The organism is Kribbella solani, from assembly GCF_014205295.1.
GTDB classification, from domain to species: Bacteria; Actinomycetota; Actinomycetes; order Propionibacteriales; family Kribbellaceae; genus Kribbella; species Kribbella solani.
In genome coordinates, this window is record NZ_JACHNF010000001.1 from 6,977,482 (window position 1) to 6,995,546 (window position 18,065).

The 18,065-nt window shown below is 69.0% G+C and carries 19 protein-coding genes; 13 read left to right on the forward strand and 6 right to left on the reverse strand.

Annotation, left to right across the window (positions count from 1 at the left end):
* Positions 1-4 precede the first annotated feature (4 nt).
* Positions 5-649 (forward strand): pyridoxamine 5'-phosphate oxidase, encoded by a 645-nt coding sequence (pdxH, locus tag HDA44_RS32305; RefSeq protein ID WP_319039025.1) that lies wholly within the window; start codon positions 5-7, stop codon positions 647-649.
* On the opposite strand, the gene HDA44_RS32310 is transcribed toward pdxH, so the two are convergent.
* Positions 595-2,772 (reverse strand): MMPL family transporter, encoded by a 2,178-nt coding sequence (locus tag HDA44_RS32310; RefSeq protein WP_184840965.1) that lies wholly within the window; start codon positions 2,770-2,772, stop codon positions 595-597. The two genes, pdxH and HDA44_RS32310, sit on opposite strands and share 55 nt — an antisense overlap.
* 116 nt (positions 2,773-2,888) lie before the next feature.
* Between HDA44_RS32310 and HDA44_RS32315 the strand changes: the two genes are divergently transcribed.
* The 4 genes from HDA44_RS32315 to HDA44_RS32330 all read left to right on the forward strand — a co-directional run bounded on the left by HDA44_RS32315 (position 2,889) and on the right by HDA44_RS32330 (position 5,775).
* On the forward strand, positions 2,889-3,608 hold the full coding sequence (locus HDA44_RS32315; RefSeq protein WP_337906670.1) for a TetR/AcrR family transcriptional regulator: 720 nt from the start codon (positions 2,889-2,891) through the stop codon (positions 3,606-3,608).
* A 286-nt stretch (positions 3,609-3,894) separates the two neighbouring features.
* Complete coding sequence (locus tag HDA44_RS32320; protein ID WP_202887680.1) at positions 3,895-4,188, forward strand: hypothetical protein; 294 nt, start codon at positions 3,895-3,897, stop codon at positions 4,186-4,188.
* Positions 4,188-5,174, forward strand: a complete 987-nt coding sequence (locus tag HDA44_RS32325) for an SPFH domain-containing protein (RefSeq protein WP_184840970.1) — start codon at positions 4,188-4,190, stop codon at positions 5,172-5,174. Before HDA44_RS32320 ends, HDA44_RS32325 begins: the two co-directional genes overlap by 1 nt.
* A 4-nt stretch (positions 5,175-5,178) precedes the next feature.
* Positions 5,179-5,775, forward strand: coding sequence for a CGNR zinc finger domain-containing protein (locus HDA44_RS32330; RefSeq protein WP_184840971.1), 597 nt, complete (start codon positions 5,179-5,181; stop codon positions 5,773-5,775).
* A gap of 92 nt (positions 5,776-5,867) precedes the next feature.
* Here the strand turns inward: HDA44_RS32330 and HDA44_RS32335 are convergent, their stop codons facing one another.
* Positions 5,868-6,590, reverse strand: coding sequence for a hypothetical protein (locus HDA44_RS32335; RefSeq protein WP_184840973.1), 723 nt, complete (start codon positions 6,588-6,590; stop codon positions 5,868-5,870).
* A 237-nt stretch (positions 6,591-6,827) separates the two neighbouring features.
* On the opposite strand from HDA44_RS32335, the gene HDA44_RS32340 reads away from it, so the two are divergent.
* The 6 genes from HDA44_RS32340 to HDA44_RS32365 all read left to right on the forward strand — a co-directional run bounded on the left by HDA44_RS32340 (position 6,828) and on the right by HDA44_RS32365 (position 12,674).
* A complete protein-coding gene (locus tag HDA44_RS32340) occupies positions 6,828-7,460 on the forward strand; it encodes a TetR family transcriptional regulator (RefSeq protein ID WP_184840975.1) in 633 nt (210 codons plus the stop codon).
* 116 nt (positions 7,461-7,576) lie between these two features.
* A complete protein-coding gene (locus HDA44_RS32345; RefSeq protein WP_184844633.1) occupies positions 7,577-8,515 on the forward strand; it encodes an ROK family protein in 939 nt (312 codons plus the stop codon).
* The gene (nagA, locus tag HDA44_RS32350; protein WP_184840977.1) at positions 8,512-9,645 is read left to right on the forward strand and encodes an N-acetylglucosamine-6-phosphate deacetylase; all 1,134 of its coding nucleotides are present in this window, start codon (positions 8,512-8,514) and stop codon (positions 9,643-9,645) included. The genes HDA44_RS32345 and nagA overlap by 4 nt, the downstream gene beginning before the upstream one ends.
* Positions 9,630-10,547, forward strand: coding sequence for a 1-phosphofructokinase family hexose kinase (locus HDA44_RS32355; protein ID WP_337906672.1), 918 nt, complete (start codon positions 9,630-9,632; stop codon positions 10,545-10,547). The genes nagA and HDA44_RS32355 overlap by 16 nt, the downstream gene beginning before the upstream one ends.
* 11 nt (positions 10,548-10,558) lie before the next feature.
* Positions 10,559-11,395, forward strand: a complete 837-nt coding sequence (locus HDA44_RS32360) for a class II fructose-bisphosphate aldolase (protein WP_184840979.1) — start codon at positions 10,559-10,561, stop codon at positions 11,393-11,395.
* Between the two features lie 25 nt (positions 11,396-11,420).
* Positions 11,421-12,674 (forward strand): APC family permease, encoded by a 1,254-nt coding sequence (locus HDA44_RS32365; protein ID WP_184840981.1) that lies wholly within the window; start codon positions 11,421-11,423, stop codon positions 12,672-12,674.
* Here HDA44_RS32365 and HDA44_RS32370 read toward each other — a convergent pair.
* From HDA44_RS32370 to HDA44_RS32385, 4 genes are all read right to left on the reverse strand, one after another.
* The gene (locus HDA44_RS32370; RefSeq protein WP_184840983.1) at positions 12,640-13,695 is read right to left on the reverse strand and encodes an ABC-2 transporter permease; all 1,056 of its coding nucleotides are present in this window, start codon (positions 13,693-13,695) and stop codon (positions 12,640-12,642) included. The two genes, HDA44_RS32365 and HDA44_RS32370, sit on opposite strands and share 35 nt — an antisense overlap.
* A complete protein-coding gene (locus HDA44_RS32375) occupies positions 13,692-14,570 on the reverse strand; it encodes an ATP-binding cassette domain-containing protein (RefSeq protein ID WP_184840985.1) in 879 nt (292 codons plus the stop codon). The genes HDA44_RS32370 and HDA44_RS32375 overlap by 4 nt, the downstream gene beginning before the upstream one ends.
* Positions 14,567-14,959, reverse strand: coding sequence for a GntR family transcriptional regulator (locus tag HDA44_RS32380; protein WP_165549724.1), 393 nt, complete (start codon positions 14,957-14,959; stop codon positions 14,567-14,569). Before HDA44_RS32380 ends, HDA44_RS32375 begins: the two co-directional genes overlap by 4 nt.
* A gap of 73 nt (positions 14,960-15,032) precedes the next feature.
* Complete coding sequence (locus HDA44_RS32385; RefSeq protein ID WP_184840986.1) at positions 15,033-16,397, reverse strand: cryptochrome/photolyase family protein; 1,365 nt, start codon at positions 16,395-16,397, stop codon at positions 15,033-15,035.
* A 60-nt stretch (positions 16,398-16,457) separates the two neighbouring features.
* Between HDA44_RS32385 and HDA44_RS32390 the strand changes: the two genes are divergently transcribed.
* Positions 16,458-17,171, forward strand: a complete 714-nt coding sequence (locus HDA44_RS32390; protein ID WP_184844639.1) for an iron-dependent transcriptional repressor DtxR — start codon at positions 16,458-16,460, stop codon at positions 17,169-17,171.
* Positions 17,172-17,245: 74 nt separating this feature from the next.
* Positions 17,246-18,028 carry a class I SAM-dependent methyltransferase gene (locus HDA44_RS32395; protein WP_184840988.1) on the forward strand — a complete coding sequence of 261 codons (783 nt, stop codon included), beginning with the start codon at positions 17,246-17,248 and terminating at the stop codon, positions 18,026-18,028.
* Positions 18,029-18,065: the final 37 nt, after the last annotated feature.

Genomic DNA, 18,065 nt, shown 5'->3' on the forward strand with positions numbered 1-18,065 from the left:
TTGCGTGGACCTAGCGGAGATGCGGCGTACGTACGGCCTGGGCGAACTGCTCGAGAGTCAGGTGGATGCTGACCCGATCGCGCAGTTCCAGGTGTGGCTGGAACAAGCAAGGGCGGCCGGACTGGCAGAGCCCAACGCGATGGTGCTGGCCACCGCGGACGGCAACGGACGCCCGTCCGCGCGCACGGTGCTGCTGAAGCGGGTCGACGAGCGTGGCTTCGTCTTCTATACCAATCAGCAGTCCCGCAAGGCCGACGACCTCACCGCGAACCCGTACTGCGCGCTGGTCTTCCCCTGGCATGCGATGGAACGTCAGGTACGAGTAGAAGGCGCCGTCACCAAGCTGCCGACCGACGAGGTGGACGAGTACTTCGCGAGCCGGCCACGTGAGTCACAGCTTGGTGCGTGGGCATCGCAGCAGAGCCAGCCGGTCGAGTCCCGCGAAGAGCTGGACCTGCAGTACGAGTCCTACGAGCGCCAGTGGCCGGAGGGTACGGAGATCGCGACGCCGTACTTCTGGGGTGGCTATCTGGTCACCCCGGAAGCGTTCGAGTTCTGGCAGGGCCGCACCGGCCGGCTGCACGACCGACTGGCCTACCGCCGGGCCAGCTCCGGTTCCGACTGGGAGCTGTCGCGACTCCAGCCCTGACTCTCCTCCCGGAAGCCGTGCTTCTTCCACCACCGCGCCAGCGGCCGTGGAGCCCACCAATTGGCGTGACCAAGCAACCGCATGGTGGCTGGTACGAGTAGCGCCCGGACGATCGTCGCGTCCAGTGCGATCGCGATCACCAGCCCGACGCCGATCATCTTCACGAACACGATCCCGGACGTGGAGAACGCGGCCACCACGATGATCAGCAGCAACGCCGCACTGGTGATGATCCCGCCGGTGCGCTGCAGTCCTAGTGCTACGGCCTGGGTGTTGTCGCCGGTCCGGTCGTACTCCTCCCGGACGCGGCTGAGCAGGAACACCTCGTAGTCCATCGACAGTCCGAACAGTACGGCGAACAGCATCACCGGATTGGTCGAGTCGATGAACCCGGCGGCGGTGAAGTGCAGTAGCCCGGACAGATGTCCTTCCTGGAAGATCCACACCATCGCGCCGAACGCTGCCGACAGCGACAGCACGTTCATCAGCAGTGCCTTCGCGGGTAGTACGAACGACCCGAACGCCAGGAACAGCAGCACGAAGGTCGCCAGCACGACGAACCCGACCATGTACGGCGTCCGCTGCTTCAGCACCTGCAGCAGATCGATCACCGCAGCAGTCTCTCCACCAACCTGTACGTGCGTACCGCCCGGTGCAGCCACTGCTCGGACGCCATGTACGACGTCCCGCGCCGGCAACTCCTGACCGGTGTACTTGGTGTGCACGACCACCGATGCGATCCCGTGGGCGTACCCACCGATCCGTACGTCCTCCACGTCCCGCACCTGCTTCAGCTTCGCTATGTACGGCGCTAGTGCGGCGGACGGATCAGTCGGCGGCGAATCGAACCGCACCGCGGAGTAGATGTCCGATCCACCCGCACCTGGGAAGTCGCGCTGCAGTGTCTCGGTCACGGTCCGGGACGTCGCACCCGGTGGCAACGAGCGGTGATCGACGCCACCCAACTGAGCGCTCAGGAACGGGATGCCGAGCACCAGCAACACTGGCACGAGCACCAGCACGTACCGCACCGGTCGCCGCATCACACTGTGCGCCAACCGGTACCACGTGCCATGTTCGGACGCCGCCTTGCGTGGCTTGAAGACCTGCAGGCTGTTCACCCGATGCCCAAGGACAGCGAGCAGGGCCGGAAGCGCGGTCAGCGCGGCGAGCATCGCGATCGCCACCGCGGCCGCGCCGCCGTACGCCATCGACTTCAGGAACATCACCGGGAACAGCACCTGGCTGCTGATCGCCACGCCGACGGTGATCCCGGAGAACGCGACCGTCCGCCCGGCGGTCGCCATCGTCCGGGTCAGCGCCGTCTCGACATCGTTGCCGTGCGCAAGCTCTTCGCGGAACCGGGTGACGATGAACAGCGCGTAGTCGATCGCCAGCCCGAGCCCGATCATGGTGACGATGTTGATCGAGAAGATCGACACGTCGGTGATCGCGGCCAGCCCGCGCAGCAGCAGGAACGCGCCGAGGATCGCGAGCCCGCCGACGAACAGCGGCAGCGACGCGGCGACCAGGCCGCCGAACACGATCACCAGCAGCACCAGCACGATCGGCGTCGAGATCGCCTCGGCCCGGACGATGTCGTGCTCGGTCTGCGAGTTCACCTCGTCGAACACCGCGACCTCGCCGCCGACCTTGCTCTCCAGGCCGGGCGGCGTGGCGCGTACGTCCGCCGCGATCCGCTGGAAGGTCGCGAGCCGGTCTTCCTGGGTCGCGCCGGCCAGCGTGAGTACGGCGTACGTACTGTGCCCGTCCGTCGAAACGAACGCGGGGGACTTGCTGCTCCAGTACGTCATGGTGCCGACGACGTCGGACTTCGGCAGCCCGGACAGATGATGCTCGACGGACCGCCGGAATTCCGGATCGGCGACCGTCCCGGACTGGCTGCGGTAGAGCACGATCACGTCGGTGCCGGTCCGGCCGACGTTCTGCTCGATGGTCTTGATCGCGTTCGCGGACTCGGTGTCCGGCGCGTCGAAACCACCGTTCGCGAGCGAGCCGAACACGCCGGTGCCCCAGACCAGCCCGAGGGCGACGAAGACTCCGGTCAGGGCGAGCACCAGACGGCGCCGGCGGTAGGCGAAATGGCCGAGCTTCTCGAACACGAACGCTCCAGGACAGCGTAGATTGAACGGCAGGAGATGAGAGTGAACAGTGTTAACTGTTAACGGTGTTCACTCTACGGCCGGGCCCTACAGTGATGTCAAGGAGTGTTTGCGCAGTGAAATCACCGACGACCGGACGGGACCGGCGCCGGGCGGCGACAGTGGCCGAGATCAAGGCGGCGGCCCGGCGGCTGCTGGTCAGCGGCGGGACGGCCGCGGTCGGCCTGCGCGCGGTGGCCCGCGAGCTCGGCCTCACCCCGCCGGCCCTGTACCGGTACTTCCCGAGCCACGAGGCGCTGATCAGCGCCCTGGTCGCGGACCTGTACGACGAGCTGACCAATACGCTGACGGACCTGCAGAACGCCGACGGGGAGGTGGACCTCGGTACCCGGCTGTACCTGCTCGCGAACGGGCTCCGGGACTGGGCGCTCGCCCATCCGGCCGAGTTCGGGCTGCTGTTCGGGACGGCCGTGTTCGACCCGGAGGACGACTGTCACGAGGAGACGCCGGGGCACCGGGCGGCGATGCGGTTCGGTGGGTTGTTCAAGGAGCTGGTGGCGATGGTCTGGCACCAGAAGCCGTTCCCGTACCCGGCCGACGACGTGCTCGGGCCGGTGCTGGTCGAGCAGCTGACGGCGGAGTCGGAGCACTTCCACGGGATGCCGGCCGGCGCGATCTACCTGTCGCTGAACTACTGGAACAGGCTCTACGGCCTGATCTGCATGGAAGTCTTCGGCCAGTTGCACTGGGTGCTCCCGGACGCCACCGCGTACTTCGAGGCCCAGCTCTTCGAGATCGGCGAAGCCCTCGGCCTGGATTGCCCGATGCCGGAATAGCTCTGTGCCGCAAAAGAAAGAAGCCCGCGGGCGCTTCCAAAGACATGACCGGGTGGTCACGCTCAGGGTCAGGCGGACTACCTGACTGCCCGCGGGCCCGGTGGCGGCGTTGAATTGGCCGCACACTTGCCCACAACTAGTGGTTGGCGGTCAGCCCGCCGCCACCTCACGAGTCCGATAAGACTTCATGCCTTGGACCACCTCCCTTCGCGTGTACTGCGAACCTACTGCCGCCCGGTCCACCCTTCAACCGGTTTTCGCCCTGAGATGAACGACAATCGGGCCCATGATCAGACTCGGTTTGCCGGCCGTCGTGCTGTTGATCGGAACCGCCTGGTTCGGGTGGGCGTCGTACCGCCGGGCCGCAAGCGCGGAGCAGGCACTGGCCGAGGTCAACGCCGAACACCGGGCGCTGACGCGGGAGGTCAGATCGCTCGAACGGGCGGTCGCGGCCGCCGAGCAGGGCCTGCGTACGCTCAGCTCGCACCCGTCGGTGCCGCGCGACGTAGCGGTCACCGCCGACCTGACCCTCGCCGATGTGCGGCGACTGGTGGAACGTGACAAGGAGCTCGACGACTGATGGCAAAGCTGGGGAACGCTGCTGCGGCGATCAAGCCCAAGGGCAGCGTGAAGGCGAAGGTGATCGGCGGGGTGGTCGTCGGGGTGATCGCGCTGATCATCCTGTTCAACATCTTCAACTTCGCGAACACCGATACGAACCGGATCGGCCTGCACTACGGCGGCGGCATCATCGAGGACAAGAAGTTCAAGTCGATCATCCCGCCCGGTTCGACGAACTCGCTGATCGGGCCCGGCGACACGGTGTACACGTACCCGATCGACCAGCGCTCGTACATCATCGGGGGTGACGGCGCCGACACCGACTCCGGTGACGAGGTGACCGTGGTCAGCAAGGACAACGTCCGGCTCGGCGTCCGGGTGCAGGTGTACTTCACGCTGAACCGGGACAAGGACGTGATCAAGTCCTTCCACGAGCGGATCGGCCTGAAGACCGAGGCGTACGAGGAGCGCGGCTGGAACACCATGCTGCAGAGCTACTTCCGGCCCCAGATCGACCGGGCGCTGGCCGCGGTCGCCACGAACTACGGCTGGGCCGAGCTGTACAACAACGAGGCGAAGAAGTCGCAGTTCCAGTCCGCCGCGGCGAAGGAGTTCACCCGGCTGCTGCCGGCCGCGGTCGGCGGTGACTACTTCTGCGGGCCCGGCTACAACGGCAACAACGACTGCGGCGAGCTGTCGTTCACCGTGCAGAAGCCGATGCCGCTGGACAAGGGCATCATCGACGGTCTCGAAGCCAAGCAGCGCGCCGAGCTGGCGAAGGCGACGCAGGAGCAGAAGAACCAGCAGGTCAACGTCGAGCTGCAGTCGGTGAAGCAGCAGGTCGCGATGCTCGGCGCGCAGGGCTACCTGCTGAAGACCGCGATCGAGTCGGGCAAGATCCAGTTCATGGTCATCCCGCAGAACGGGAACGTCAGCATCCCGGTGCCGACGACCACGCAGTCCGGGCAGCCGAACCAGGAACCGAGCACGCCACCGGCAAGATAGGACCATGAACGCGCTGCCGTCCCATCTCGAGCTGGTGCGGGGTGTCGTCCTGCCCAAGCCGGTCGGCGCGCACCCGGTGCTCGACTTCGTCAACACCCGGTCCGAGTGGACCAGCCGTGCCTCCGCCCGGACCGAGTGGCTGACGTCGTACGAGGCCTTCCTGATCTGGAACGCGTACGTCGGCCTGCAATCGTCCGCTCTGACGGACCGGTTGATCGAGCAGGCCGATCCGGTTGAGGCCGCGCGGTCGCTGCGGACCACGCTGGACTTCAGGAGCGACCTGTACGACGTACTGACCGGTGCGGCCGGCAATGCGTTCGAGCCGGTCGCGCGGCTGGTCGAAAAGGCGTCCGGCCGGCTGCGGCTGGTGCGGTCGGACAACAAGATCACCTGGGAGCTGCCGGAAGATGTGGTGCTCCCGTTGCATCACCTGGCGGTGCTCGCGGGTGAGCTGCTCACCGGAGCATCCCGCGAGTACGTCCGGACCTGCCCGTCCTGCGGCTGGCTGTTCCTGAATCCGCGGGGCCGCCGCCGGTGGTGCTCGATGGCGACCTGCGGCAACCGCGCCAAGGCCCGGGCGCACGCGGCCCGAGTCCGCTAAACGGGGCAGGCTGCGCGGCCAGGATCCGCTAGACGGGCAGGCTGCGCGCGGCTCGGGTCCGCTAGGCAGGCAGGCTGCGCGGCCCGGACCTGCTAGTTGAAGGCGGCTGGGTCGACAGTGATCCAGGTGTGCTTCGCGCGGGCGAGGACGCGGCCGTCGGCGTCGTACAGCGTGCTGGCGGTGTAGGTCTTGCGGCCGTCCTCGCCCAGGTAGCGGCCGAGCGCGATGCATTCCTCACCGACCTGCGGCCGCGCGTCGATGCAAGCGGTCAGCTGGCCGAGTACTGACGGACGTCCGTCGAGGTCGATCGTCCAGCCGCCGGGGCAGTCGAGCGCGGCCCAAAGGAACAACTCGTCGACCAGCCCGTCGGTGCCGAGGTCGGCCGCCGGCCGCCAGGTGCAGGCCGTGCGCCCCGCGCCGATCGGGCCGGGCTGCAACCGCAGACCACCCTGGTTCGCGGGACCGCAGACGAAGCAGGTCGGGAACGGATGATTGTGCAGCCCGCGGTACGCCGCTTCGGCCGCTCGTGCTTCCTCCGGCGCGACCGGATCGATGGTCGCGTCGGCGAGGAAATCGCTGTCAAACGGTGCGCCTTCCGCGACCAGTACGTCACCGTGCGTGAGCCGTGCACCCTCGGCCGTCGCCGCCAACTCAAGCTCCTGCTGCAACGGCGGAGGCATTCGCAGTGTGACTTTGGGTACGTGCGAATCATCGAGTCGCGCCGCCAGCGCGGTCCCGACCAAGCCGGCCACGTACCCACCGTTCCCTGACCGCTCCGGACCCTGAAACCGCCGCTCGACCCGCACAAAACTCATGGTCCACGACCTTAGGCCATGCACGGAGAACAACCGTTTGCACACAGGGCGTACGCAGGTGTGAGGGGTGTGGTCGGTGGGAAGAAAAGGGATTCAGGGAAATCTGAGGATTTCTCGGAGACAAACCGACTGAGCCCTCCAGTTCAAACGTCCGTTTGAACTATGCTGACTGCAAGCTACTGCGCGTGAGCAGGTGGGGTGCCTGAGCGAGTGGTAGCCGGGGGGAAGGAGAACTCTGTGGAAACACCGGTCGAAACGACCCGGGAAAGACTGCTCAACGTCGCCGAGCAGCGGTTCGGCGAAGGGGGCTACGAGGGGACGTCGCTGCGCGCCATCACGGTCGCCGCGGCCGCGAACATCGCGGCGGTCAACTATCACTTCGGGTCGAAGGAAGCCCTGTTGCGGGCCGCGGTCGGCCGGGCGATGGCGCCGGTCAACACCGAACGAAGGCGCCGGCTGGACCAGCTGGAGGCGGCCGGGTCACCGACGCCCGAAGATCTCATCCGGGCGTTCATCGAGCCCGGCCTGGAGCTGGTGCTGCGCCGCGGCGAGCGCGGCGCGGTGGTCGCGCGCTTCATCGGCCGGATCGCGTTCGACCCGAGCCGGCGGATCCGTGAGCTGTACGCGGCCGAGTCCGAACCGGTCGAGAGCCGCTACCGGGCCGCGCTGCAGCAGGCGCTGCCGCAGGCGTCCCCGGAAGCGGTCGCGTTCGGGTACGTGAACATGCTGGGCCTGCTGGCCCTGCACCAGTCCCAGGCGCTGTCGCCGGCTCCGGGCGCTGAAGGGGCGGGCGCCGACGACCAGGGCAAGCTCGCCGAGAACCTGATCGCCTTCCTGGTAGCGGCCTTCAACCAGGGCCTGCGCGGCTGATTCACACCCACCCCGCCGGTCGTCGGGGTGGGTGAGTTTTGTCCGGGTTTTGCTCATGGATGTTCGGACTGTCAGGTAACGCTGCATAATGGCGCTCTGTGGACCCCTGTGAAGTCGTGGTTGCCGTCGACCTCGGTGGAACCCGGATGAAGTGTGCCCTGGTCGCCGCCGACGGTGCCGTGCTGCACCGGGAGACCCGGCCGACGCCGCGGGCAGCCGGTGGCCGGGCCGTACTGGACGCGTTGCTCTCGACCGTGGTCGAGCTCGGGCAGAAGGCGACCGCGGAAGGCCATCGCGTCCGCGCGATCGGCGTCGTGGTGCCGGGTGTCATCGACGCCGAGCACGGCACCGTCGGCGCCGAGAACCTGGAATGGGTCGGGACGCCGGTCCTCGCCGAACTGCAGGCGGCGGTCCGGGCCGCGGGCAGCGACGACCTACCGATCGTGCTCGCCCATGACGTCCGCGCCGGTGGGTACGCCGAGCTGCGGCACGGCGCGCTCGCCGGGACGACCAACTCGATGTTCCTCCCGCTCGGTACCGGGATCGCGGCCGCGATGGTGGTCGACGGTTCGCTGGTCAGCGGCGACGGGTACGCGGGGGAGCTCGGGCACTCGAAGTTCATCTACGGTGACGCCGCCGAGCTGTGTGCCTGCGGCCAGTGGGGCTGCCTGGAGACGGTCGCCTCGGCCGCCGCGCTGGCCCGGCGGTACACGGCGCGTACCGGGCGGACCGTCGACGGCGCGCGTGAGGTGATGGAGCTGCTGGCGGCCGGTGACGAGGACGCCGCGGCGGTGTGGCAGGTCGCGCTGACCGCGCTGATCGACGCGCTGGTCCTGTACACGACCCTGGTCGCGCCGACCCGGATCGCGATCGGCGGCGGGCTGATCGGCGCCGGGGAGACACTGTTGCAGCCACTGCGCGAAGGAGTCCACGCGCGGATCACGTTCCAGCGCGAGCCGGAGATCGTGGCCGCCGTCCTCGGCGACGAGGCCGGCTGTCTCGGCGCCGCGCGGATGGCCTGGGATCGCGCCGACGAGGAGGAAAAGAACGTATGACGACCTATCGGGTCGGCCGGGTGGTTACGCCGGACGATGTCCTGGAGCATGCCTGGATTCAGGTGGTCGGAGAGGACATCCACGCCTTCGGGCGCCGGTCCGAGGGGATGCCGGCAGACGGCAAGCGGCCCGAGGACCTCGGTGACGTGACGGTGGTGCCGGGGTTCGTCGACATCCACACGCACGGAGGCGGCGGGTCGTCGTTCTCGACCACTGACCCGGAGGAGGCCCGCAAGGTCGTGGCCTTCCATCGTGGGCACGGTACGACCACCACGCTCGCCAGCCTGGTGACGTCGCCACTCGACGTACTGGTCGCGCAGACCGCCTGTCTGGAGGAGCTGGTCGCCGACGGGGACATCGCGGGCGTGCACCTCGAGGGACCGTTCCTGTCCGAGGCGCGATGCGGCGCGCACGAGCCGTCGCTGCTCCGGCCGCCACTCACCGAGGACATCGCGACCGTACTCAGCGACGCGGTGAAGATGGTGACGATCGCGCCCGAGCTGGAGAACGGACTGGAAGCGATCCGCCAGGTCGTCGACGCCGGTGTGGTCGCCGCGCTCGGGCACACCGACGCGACGTACGAGCAGATGGTGGCCGGCGCGGATGCCGGTGCGACCGTCGCGACCCACCTGTTCAACGGCATGCGGCCGTTCCATCACCGCGACCCCGGCCCGGTCGGCGCCGCGCTGAACGACGAGCGGTTGCTGCTCGAGGTGATCAACGACGGCATGCACCTGGACCCGCAGGTGGTCCGGGTCGCGCTGGCCGCGGCCGGCGTACACCGGATCGCGCTGATCACCGACGCGATGGAAGCGACCGGGATGCCGGACGGCCGGTACAAGCTCGGCGGTCTCGAGGTCGACGTCAACGAGGGCCTGGTGACGCTTGCCCACGGCACACATTCGATCGCGGGCAGCACGCTGACGATGGACGTCGCGTACCGGAACGCGGTGAAGTCCGGGGTTTCGCTGGTGGACGCGTCGCGGATGGCCTCGACCACTCCGGCGCAGACCTTCGGCTGGTACGACGTCGGTTCGATCGAGACCGGTAAGCGGGCGGACCTCCTGCTGCTGGACGAGGAGTACACCGTCCAGAAGGTGATGCGGGCCGGGTCGTGGCTGGATCGATGATCGGCACGGTCACCCTGAACCTCGCGCTGGACGTCACCTACGAGGTGGACGAGCTGGTGGTCGGCGGCAGTCATCGCGTCGACCGAACCCGGCAGCGCGCCGGTGGGAAGGGCGTGAACGTCGCGCGGGTGGCGGCGACGCTCGGGCATCAGGTGCTCGTCCTCGGCTTCGTCGGTGGCGTCACCGGTGAGCTGGTCGCCGAGGAACTGTTCGATGCCGGGCTGACCGCGCTGCTGACTCCGATCGCCGGTGAGACCCGGCGAACCGTTGCCATTATCAACGGATCGGACGGCGACGCGACGATCTTCAACGAAGCCGGGCCGACCGTGAGCGGCGACGAGTGGCGCGCGTTCCTGGACCGGATGCCGTGGGGCCGGCTCGGGGTGCTGTCCTGCTCGGGCAGTCTGCCGCCGGGCCTGCCGGCCGACGCGTACGCCGAACTCGCGGTGCACGCCCGGCATCACGACGTACTTTCGGTGATCGACACCGGCGGTGACGCGCTGACTGCCGCCGCCCGTGCCGGCGCGGTGGTCCGGGCGAACGCGTCCGAGCTGCGCGCCGCGGTCGGCGACGCCGAGGTCGAGGACGGCGCGGCCGAGCTGGTCGCGCTGGGCGCGACCGCCGCGGTGATCACCGACGGACCGCGCGGGATGGTTGCCGCCAGCAAGAAAGGTGTCTGGCGCGCGCTGCCGGTGGAGACCGTTCGCGGCAACCCGACCGGCGCGGGCGACGCGTGTACGGCGGTGGTCGCCGCCGCGGTCGCGGAATCGGCCGAGCCGGACTGGACCATCGTGCTCAAGTCCGCCGTCGCCGCCTCCGCCGCGGCCGTGCTGACACCCGTTGCCGGGGACATCGATCTCGGCGCGTACCGCCGTTGGCAGCCCCAAGTTTCCGTTCAGTAGAAGGAGTTCTCATGCCGTTGGTTTCCGGAGCCGAGGTGGTTTTGGCTGCCGCCAAGGCCGGGCGGGGCGTCGGTGCGTTCAACGTGATCCAGCTGGAGCACGCGACCGCGCTGATCGCGGGCGCCGAGCAGGCCGGCGCGCCGGTGATCCTGCAGATCAGTGAGAACGCGGTCAAGTACCACGGCGCGCTCAAGCCGATCGGTGTCGCGACGCTGGCCGCGGCCGCGGCCGCGACGGTGCCGGTCGTCGTCCACCTCGACCACGCGATGGACCGGGACCTGGTCACCGAGGCGGTCACGCTCGGGTTCACGTCGGTGATGTACGACGCGTCGAAGCTCGAGTACGCGGACAACGTGGCGAGTACGACCGAGGTGACGAAGTACTGCCACGACCACGGCGTGTTCGTCGAGGCCGAGATCGGGGAGGTCGGCGGTAAGGACGGCGTGCACGCGCCCGGCGCCCGGACCCGGCCGGACGAGGCGCTCGCGTTCGCCGAGGCGACCGGGGTCGACGCGCTGGCCGTCGCGGTCGGCTCGTCGCACGCGATGACCGAGCGGACCGCGACACTCGACTTCGAGCTGATCGCTCAGCTCCGTCAGGCGGTCCCGGTTCCGTTGGTGCTGCACGGTTCGTCCGGTGTTGCCGATCCGGATCTGACCCGCGCGGTCGAGGCCGGGATGACGAAGGTCAACATCGCGACGCACCTGAACAACGTCTTCACCGGCGTGGTCCGCGAGGTCCTGGCGGAGAACCCGAAGCTGGTCGACACCCGCAAGTACCTCGGCCCGGCCCGCGACGCGGTCGCCGCCGAAGTCACCCGTCTGCTGGGCGTACTGAAAGCAGTCTGATGCCCGACCAGCCCGGACGGTGCTGATGGCTACCGCGGGCGACCAGCCTGGTTTGGCGCGGCGTCTCGGGGTGGGCGACGCGGTGCTGATCGGGCTGGGGTCGATGGTCGGCGCCGGTGTGTTCGCCGTCTGGTCGCCGGCCGCCCGCGCAGCCGGCAGCGGCCTGCTCGCCGGGCTGGTGATCGCGGCCGTCGTCGCGTACTGCAACGCGGCGTCGTCCGCGCAGCTGGCAGCCGTCTACCCGGTCTCAGGCGGCACCTATGTGTACGGGCGGGAGCGGCTGGGGGAGTGGTGGGGTTTCGCCGCCGGATGGTGTTTCGTCATCGGCAAGACCGCATCCTGCGCGGCGATGGCGCTCACCTTCGCGACGTACGTGACCTCGATCGGCTGGCTGCAACGCGTACTCGCCCTGGTGGCGGTCGTAGCACTCGCGGCAGTCAACTATCGCGGCGTGACCAGAACCGCGCGACTGACCAGAATTCTCGTCACCTGCACCCTCGCGGTACTCGCACTTGTACTGGTCCTGCTCTTCACCACCGACTCGCAACAGCAGCACGTATCGACGGCAACCTCCGCGTACGGCGTCCTGCAGTCCGCCGGACTGCTCTTCTTTGCGTTCGCCGGGTACGCCCGGATCGCGACCATGGGTGAAGAAGTCCGCGACCCCGCGCGGACCATCCCCCGCGCCGTCACCATCGCGCTGACTGTTGCTATCGGCATCTATCTGCTGGTCGCGGTCGCCCTGCTCCGGCACGGCGACCCCGCGTCGACCGTTGCGCCCCTCGCGGCCGCGGTCGACGGGGCCGGTGCGGCCTGGGCAGTACCGGCCGTACGGGTCGGCGCCGCCCTCGCCAGCCTCGGTGCCCTGCTCGCGTTGATCGCCGGCGTCGGCCGTACGACCCTGGCGATGGCCCGGAACCGGGACCTGCCCAGCTGGCTGGCCGCCGTACATCCCCGCTACCAGGTGCCGCACCACGCCGAGCTCGCGCTCGCCGGGGTCGTCGGCGTACTGGTCCTCAGCACCGATCTGCGCGGCGTGATCGGCTTCTCCTCGTTCGGAGTCCTGTTGTACTACGCGATCGCGAACGCGTCCGCCTTCACTCAGCCGGCCGAGCAGCGCCGCTGGCCGCGGGCCGTCAACGTGCTCGGCCTGACCGGGTGCGTCGTCCTCGCGGTCACCCTGCCCTGGACCTCCGCCGTGGTGGCCGCGGCGGTGCTCGCCGCGGCCCTGTTGGTCCGCCGGGTCAGGAAAGGTCGCGCCGGATTCGCCAGAAGCTGAAGCCGGTCAGCAGCAACGCGAGTACGAAGAACAGGCCGAACTCGCGCCACTGCAGTGCCCAGAAGGTGTCCGCGGTGAAGTACTTGACGTGCTGCCGGTAGCCCTCGTCCGCCAGGCGCTGATAGCACGCGGTCATGTCGGCGCGGGAGGTCGGCTTCTCCGCGCCGGACGGATTCGGCGGCGCCATCGGCGCGCACTTGATCGCCCAGTCGGGCAGGGAGTTCTGTACGGTGCCCGACTTGTCGACCGTCTTGTCGTAGAGCTTCCACGCGCCGACTGAGTCGACCGCGACCTCCATCGACTTGACCTGTGGAGCCGTGTCCGGCCCACTCAGCTGGAACCCACGCATGCTGTCGGCGGTCGCCGCCACGTACTTGTCGGTCGGCGCCAGCAGGTGCGGACGGATGAACGTCGGCGTGACGATCTGGATCAGGATCACCGCCGCGAGCGTGATCGCCAGCGCGACCAGGGTCCGGCGGACGACCAGGCCGACCGCGACGCCGAGCGCGAACGCGAACGCCGCGTACCCGACCGGGACCAGACCGCGGGCCGAGAAGGTGGGCGGGAACATTCGCGGCAGATACGTGTTCGAGTCCTGCCCTGCCTGGAGCGCGTCGTCGATCGGGTCCGACCACCAGGTGACCGCGAAGCTGAGCAGACCGGTGATCCCGACCGCGGTCAGCCCGGTCACGCCGACCTTCGTGGCCAGCCAGCGGAAGCGCGAGATGCTCTGACTCCACGCCAGCCGATGCGTACCGGCCTCCAGTTCGCGGGCGATCAACGGCGCTCCCCAGAACGCGCCGATCACCGACGGGATCGCGTACAACATCACCTGACCGACCCGGTAGAGCAACGGGTCGAGCCGTTCGAACGCAAGGTTCTTGATGAAGCCGTCGGTCAGCCGGCGATAGTCGTCGAGTAGTCCCGGGCCGGTCGCCGCGAAGAAGATCCCGGCCGCCAGCACCACCCCCGCGATCACCAGGAACTGCACGCGGAACTGCCGCCACGTCAGCCAGATCATCGCTGCACCTCCAGTACCGGGCGCTCCGGCTGAACATCGCGGCCCATGTACGCGAGTACCAGGTCCTCGAGCGTGAGTTGGGTGACCGTCCAGGCCGGATCGAGAATCGGCTGATCGGTCCGGATCAGGTACGTGGACTGGCGATCGGTGTGGCTCGCGGTCACCACGTGCTGATCGCGCGGCAGGTCCTTCTGGTCGCGGCGCGGACCGGTCAGCCGGTAGTGCGTCGCCAGCAGGGTGTCGATCTCGCCGCTGACCTGTACGCGGGAATCCACGAGCACGATGAGGAAGTCGCAGGCGCGTTCCACATCGGAGACCAGGTGCGAGGACAGTACGACGCTGAGCTCCTGCTCGGCGACCGCCTCCATCAGGTCCTGCAGGAACTCGCGCCGGGCCAGCGGGTCCAGCGCGGCGACCGGCTCGTCGAGGATCAGCAGCTCGGGCCGCTTGGCCAGGCCGAGGGTGAGCGCGAGCTGCGCGCGCTGACCGCCGGACAACCGGCCGGCCCGTTGCTTCGGGTCCAGCTTGAGGTGCTCGATCCGGTTCTGGGCAAGGGATTCGTCCCACGCCGGGTTCAGCCGCGCGCCGAGCCGCAGATGGTCGGCGACGCTCAGCCGGGCGTACGTCGGGGTGTCCTGCGCGACGTAGCCGACTTTCGCCTGCTGGGTACCGGCCGGCGCGCCGAGCACCTCGACCGCGCCGGCGGACGGCGTCAGCATGCCGACCGCCAGGTTCAGCAGGGTGCTCTTGCCGGCGCCGTTCGGCCCGACCAGCCCGACCACATGTCCGGCCGGAACCTCCAGGTCACAATCGGTCAGCGCCCAGCGCTGCCCGTACTTCTTGCCCAGACCGTGGGCTTGCAAGACAGCCGTCACGCTATGTCCTCCTGAGCGGCGGACCGAAAGGTGGTCAGGAACAACGCCTCGATGCTCTCGTCGTCCAGCCCCGCCTTGCGGGCCTTGGCGAGCCAGCGGCGCAGGTCCTGCCGGAGCGGGCCGTGCGCGGCGAGCGTGTTGTCGGTGAGGGTCCGGGTGACGAACGTGCCGCGCCCCGGCCGGGCCTGCACCAGGCCTTCGTGCTCGAGCTCGCGGTATGCCTTGAGCACGGTGTTCGGGTTGATCGCCAGCGCCGCCACCACGTCTTTCACGGTCGGCAACTGATCACCCTCGCGCAGCAGTCCGAGCCGCAACGCGTTCCGGACCTGCTGAACGATCTGCTGGTACGGCGACACCCCCGAGCGCCCGTCCAGATGGAACTCGATCATCCATTACCCCATTCATCTAGTTGACTAGCACTATAGGGGTACGACTCGAGTACGCGTCAAGAGTCGGCGGAGGTCAGCGGATCGCTTCGTACCGGCGGAGCGCCTCGCGCCGGGCCTCGCCGTGGTCGACCAGCTGATCCGGGTACCCGGCCGCGCCGCCGTGCTTCCACGGCTCGTGCGCCGCCTTGCCGTCCAGTTGCCGCAACTCGGGAACCCAGCGCCGGACGTACGCGCCGCTCGGGTCGAACTTCAGGCCCTGGGTGACCGGATTGAAGATGCGGAAGTACGGCGCCGCGTCCGCGCCACAGCCGGCCACCCATTGCCAGTTCAGCGCGTTCGAGGCCAGATCGCCGTCGCGCAAGGACCGCATGAACCAGCGGGCGCCGTACTTCCAGTGGATGTGCAGGTCCTTGACCAGGAAGGACGCGACGACCATCCGGACGCGGTTGTGCAGGAAGCCGGTCGCGGCCAGCTGCCGCATGCCGGCATCCACGATCGGAAAGCCGGTGCGGCCGGTGCGCCAGGCCTCCAACGGGCCGCCCTGCCCGCGCGGTTCGTCGTACTGCATGCGGGCGAACTCGGGGCGCAACGGTTCCCAGGCGGCGCGCGGGTACCTGGCGAGCAGGTCGGCGCAGAACTCGCGCCAGGCCAGCTCCCGCCGGTACGCCTCAGCGCCGGCGCTGTGCCGGCGAGCCAGGTCCGCGAGCATCGTGCGCGGGTGGATCTCGCCGTACTTCAACGGGACGGACATCCGCGACGTACTGTCCAGATCAGGCCGATCCCGCTCGTCGGCGTACGCCGAGACTCCCGCCAGCCAACCACGCCAACGCTCACCAGCCGCGGCCTCACCCGCCTCCACCGCACCCGCGTCCCCCGTGCCAGCGTCACCCGCGCTCGCGTCCCCCGCCTTCTTCACACCGGGTAGTTCCTCGCCCGGCGCCTCGATCCAGCGCACGTCTTCCGGCGCGTCCACCGGTTTGCGCCACCCGTGCTCCAACCACGCCCGAAAGTACGGCGTGAACACCTGATACGACCGCCCCTGCTGATTGAGCACCCGCCCCGGCGCGACCGCGTACGCCGACCCCGTCCGCACCAACGGGCACCCCAGGGCGCCTTCCACCGCCAGATCGCGCTCCTGCCCGTACGGCGCGTAGTCAGCGCTGACATGCACGCTCGACGCCCGCACCGCACCCGCCACCGCGGGCACGACCTCAGCCGGATCACCCCGTCGCACCACCAGCCGCCCACCCATCGACGCCGACAGCGCGTGCAGCGACGCCAGCAACTGTTCGCGCCGCGGATCGCCCGATCGCTCCCAGAGCAACGGATCCAGCACGAACAGGCCGAGCACCCGCCCGTCGCCCGCCGCGACCGCGTCCAGGAGCGCGGGATTGTCCGCCAGCCGAAGGTCGCGCCGGAACCACATCATTGCCGTCATCGCGCTCATCCTCCGCCTGTACCCCAGGGAATTGGGTAAGGCTTGCCTGCATAGGTGAGAATGGTTGTCGTGAGCGAGCTGATCGATACCACCGAGATGTACCTGCGGACCGTCTACGAGCTGGAAGAAGAGGGCATCCTGCCGTTGCGGGCGCGGATCGCCGAGCGGCTGCACCAGTCCGGTCCGACGGTCAGCCAGACGGTCGCGCGGATGGAGCGGGACGGTCTGATCAAGGTGGAGGGCGACCGCCACCTGGAGCTCACCGACGTCGGGCGGAAGCAGGCGGTCCGGGTGATGCGCAAGCACCGGCTGGCCGAGCGGCTGCTGGTCGACGTGATCGGGCTCGAGTGGGAGGACGTGCACGCCGAGGCGTGCCGCTGGGAGCACGTGATGAGCGACGCGGTCGAGCTGCGGCTGCTGCAGTTGCTCGGCAACCCGACCGAATCGCCGTACGGGAACCCGATTCCGGGCCTGGAGGAGCTGCAGGTCACCAGCGCAGCCAGCGGGATCGAGGAGTTCCGGATCGGGGTCGAGCCGCTCGACCAGGTGCTCGACCAGGCCACCGGCGAGAGCGTCCGGGTGCTGGTCCGCCGGATCGCCGAGCCCGTACAGACCGACGACGGCGCGATGGCGGTGCTCCGTAAGGCCGGCGCGCTGCCCGGTCGCGAGGTCGACTCGACCCTCGACGCGGAGGGCGTCCTGGTCGGCAGCCGCGAAGCCGGCGGCGTGATCAGCGACGAAACGGCCGGCCACATTTTCGTCAGCCGCGTCTGACAAAGTCAACTCTGGGTTAACGCTGCGCACCCGGCGGGCGACGCCGGGTCGTCAGCAGGTACGGTCGGGCCGCTATGTCTGAGAATGATGCGATCGATTGGCCGGAGTACCTGCGGGAGTTCCACTCCGCGGCTCCGGGTTGTACCGAGGCTTTGCTGTCGCGGGCGGTGGCCGGCGACCACACGCCGTACCGCTGGCTGGTCCGGGCCGTCTCCGGTGAGGCCCGCCGGGTGCTGGACCTCGCCTGCGGCAACGGCCCGGTGGCGCGCGAGCTGTACGGGCGCTGGGTGGTCGGCGTGGACAACAACGCGACCCAGCTGGCCGGCGCGCCGAACCCACGCGTGCAGGCCGACGCGGTGCACCTGCCGTTCGCGAACGAGGTCTTCGACGTCGTCACCTGTTCGATGGGCCTGATGGTGCTGCAACCACTTCCGGACGTACTGCACGAGGCGGCGCGGGTGCTGCGGCGTGGTGGCGTACTGGCCGCGATCGTCCCGGCGGTACGGCCGCTCCGGCGCGGTGACATCCGTACGCTCAGCGGGCTGACCACGCGGCTCCGGTCGACGCCGCAGTTCCCGGCGGGTGGGGAGATCACCGAGCTGAAGGACCAGCTGAAGCACGCCGGCTTCGACGTGATGGAGAGCCAGCGCGAGCGGTACGTGTACCTGATCCGCACCCGCGACGATGCCCTCCGGTTGGTCAACGCGCTGTACCTGCCGGGTACGCCGGACGTCCGCCGCGACGCCGCGGTCGCCTGGCTCGCGGACCGTGCCGAGACCAAGGACGGCCTCGAAGTGGCGATCCCGATCCGGCGGATCACCGCCATGCGTACCAAGGTCGCGCTGACCGGCTCCTGAGCACTCAGGCTCACCCGGGCATTCGGTAGGTACGGTG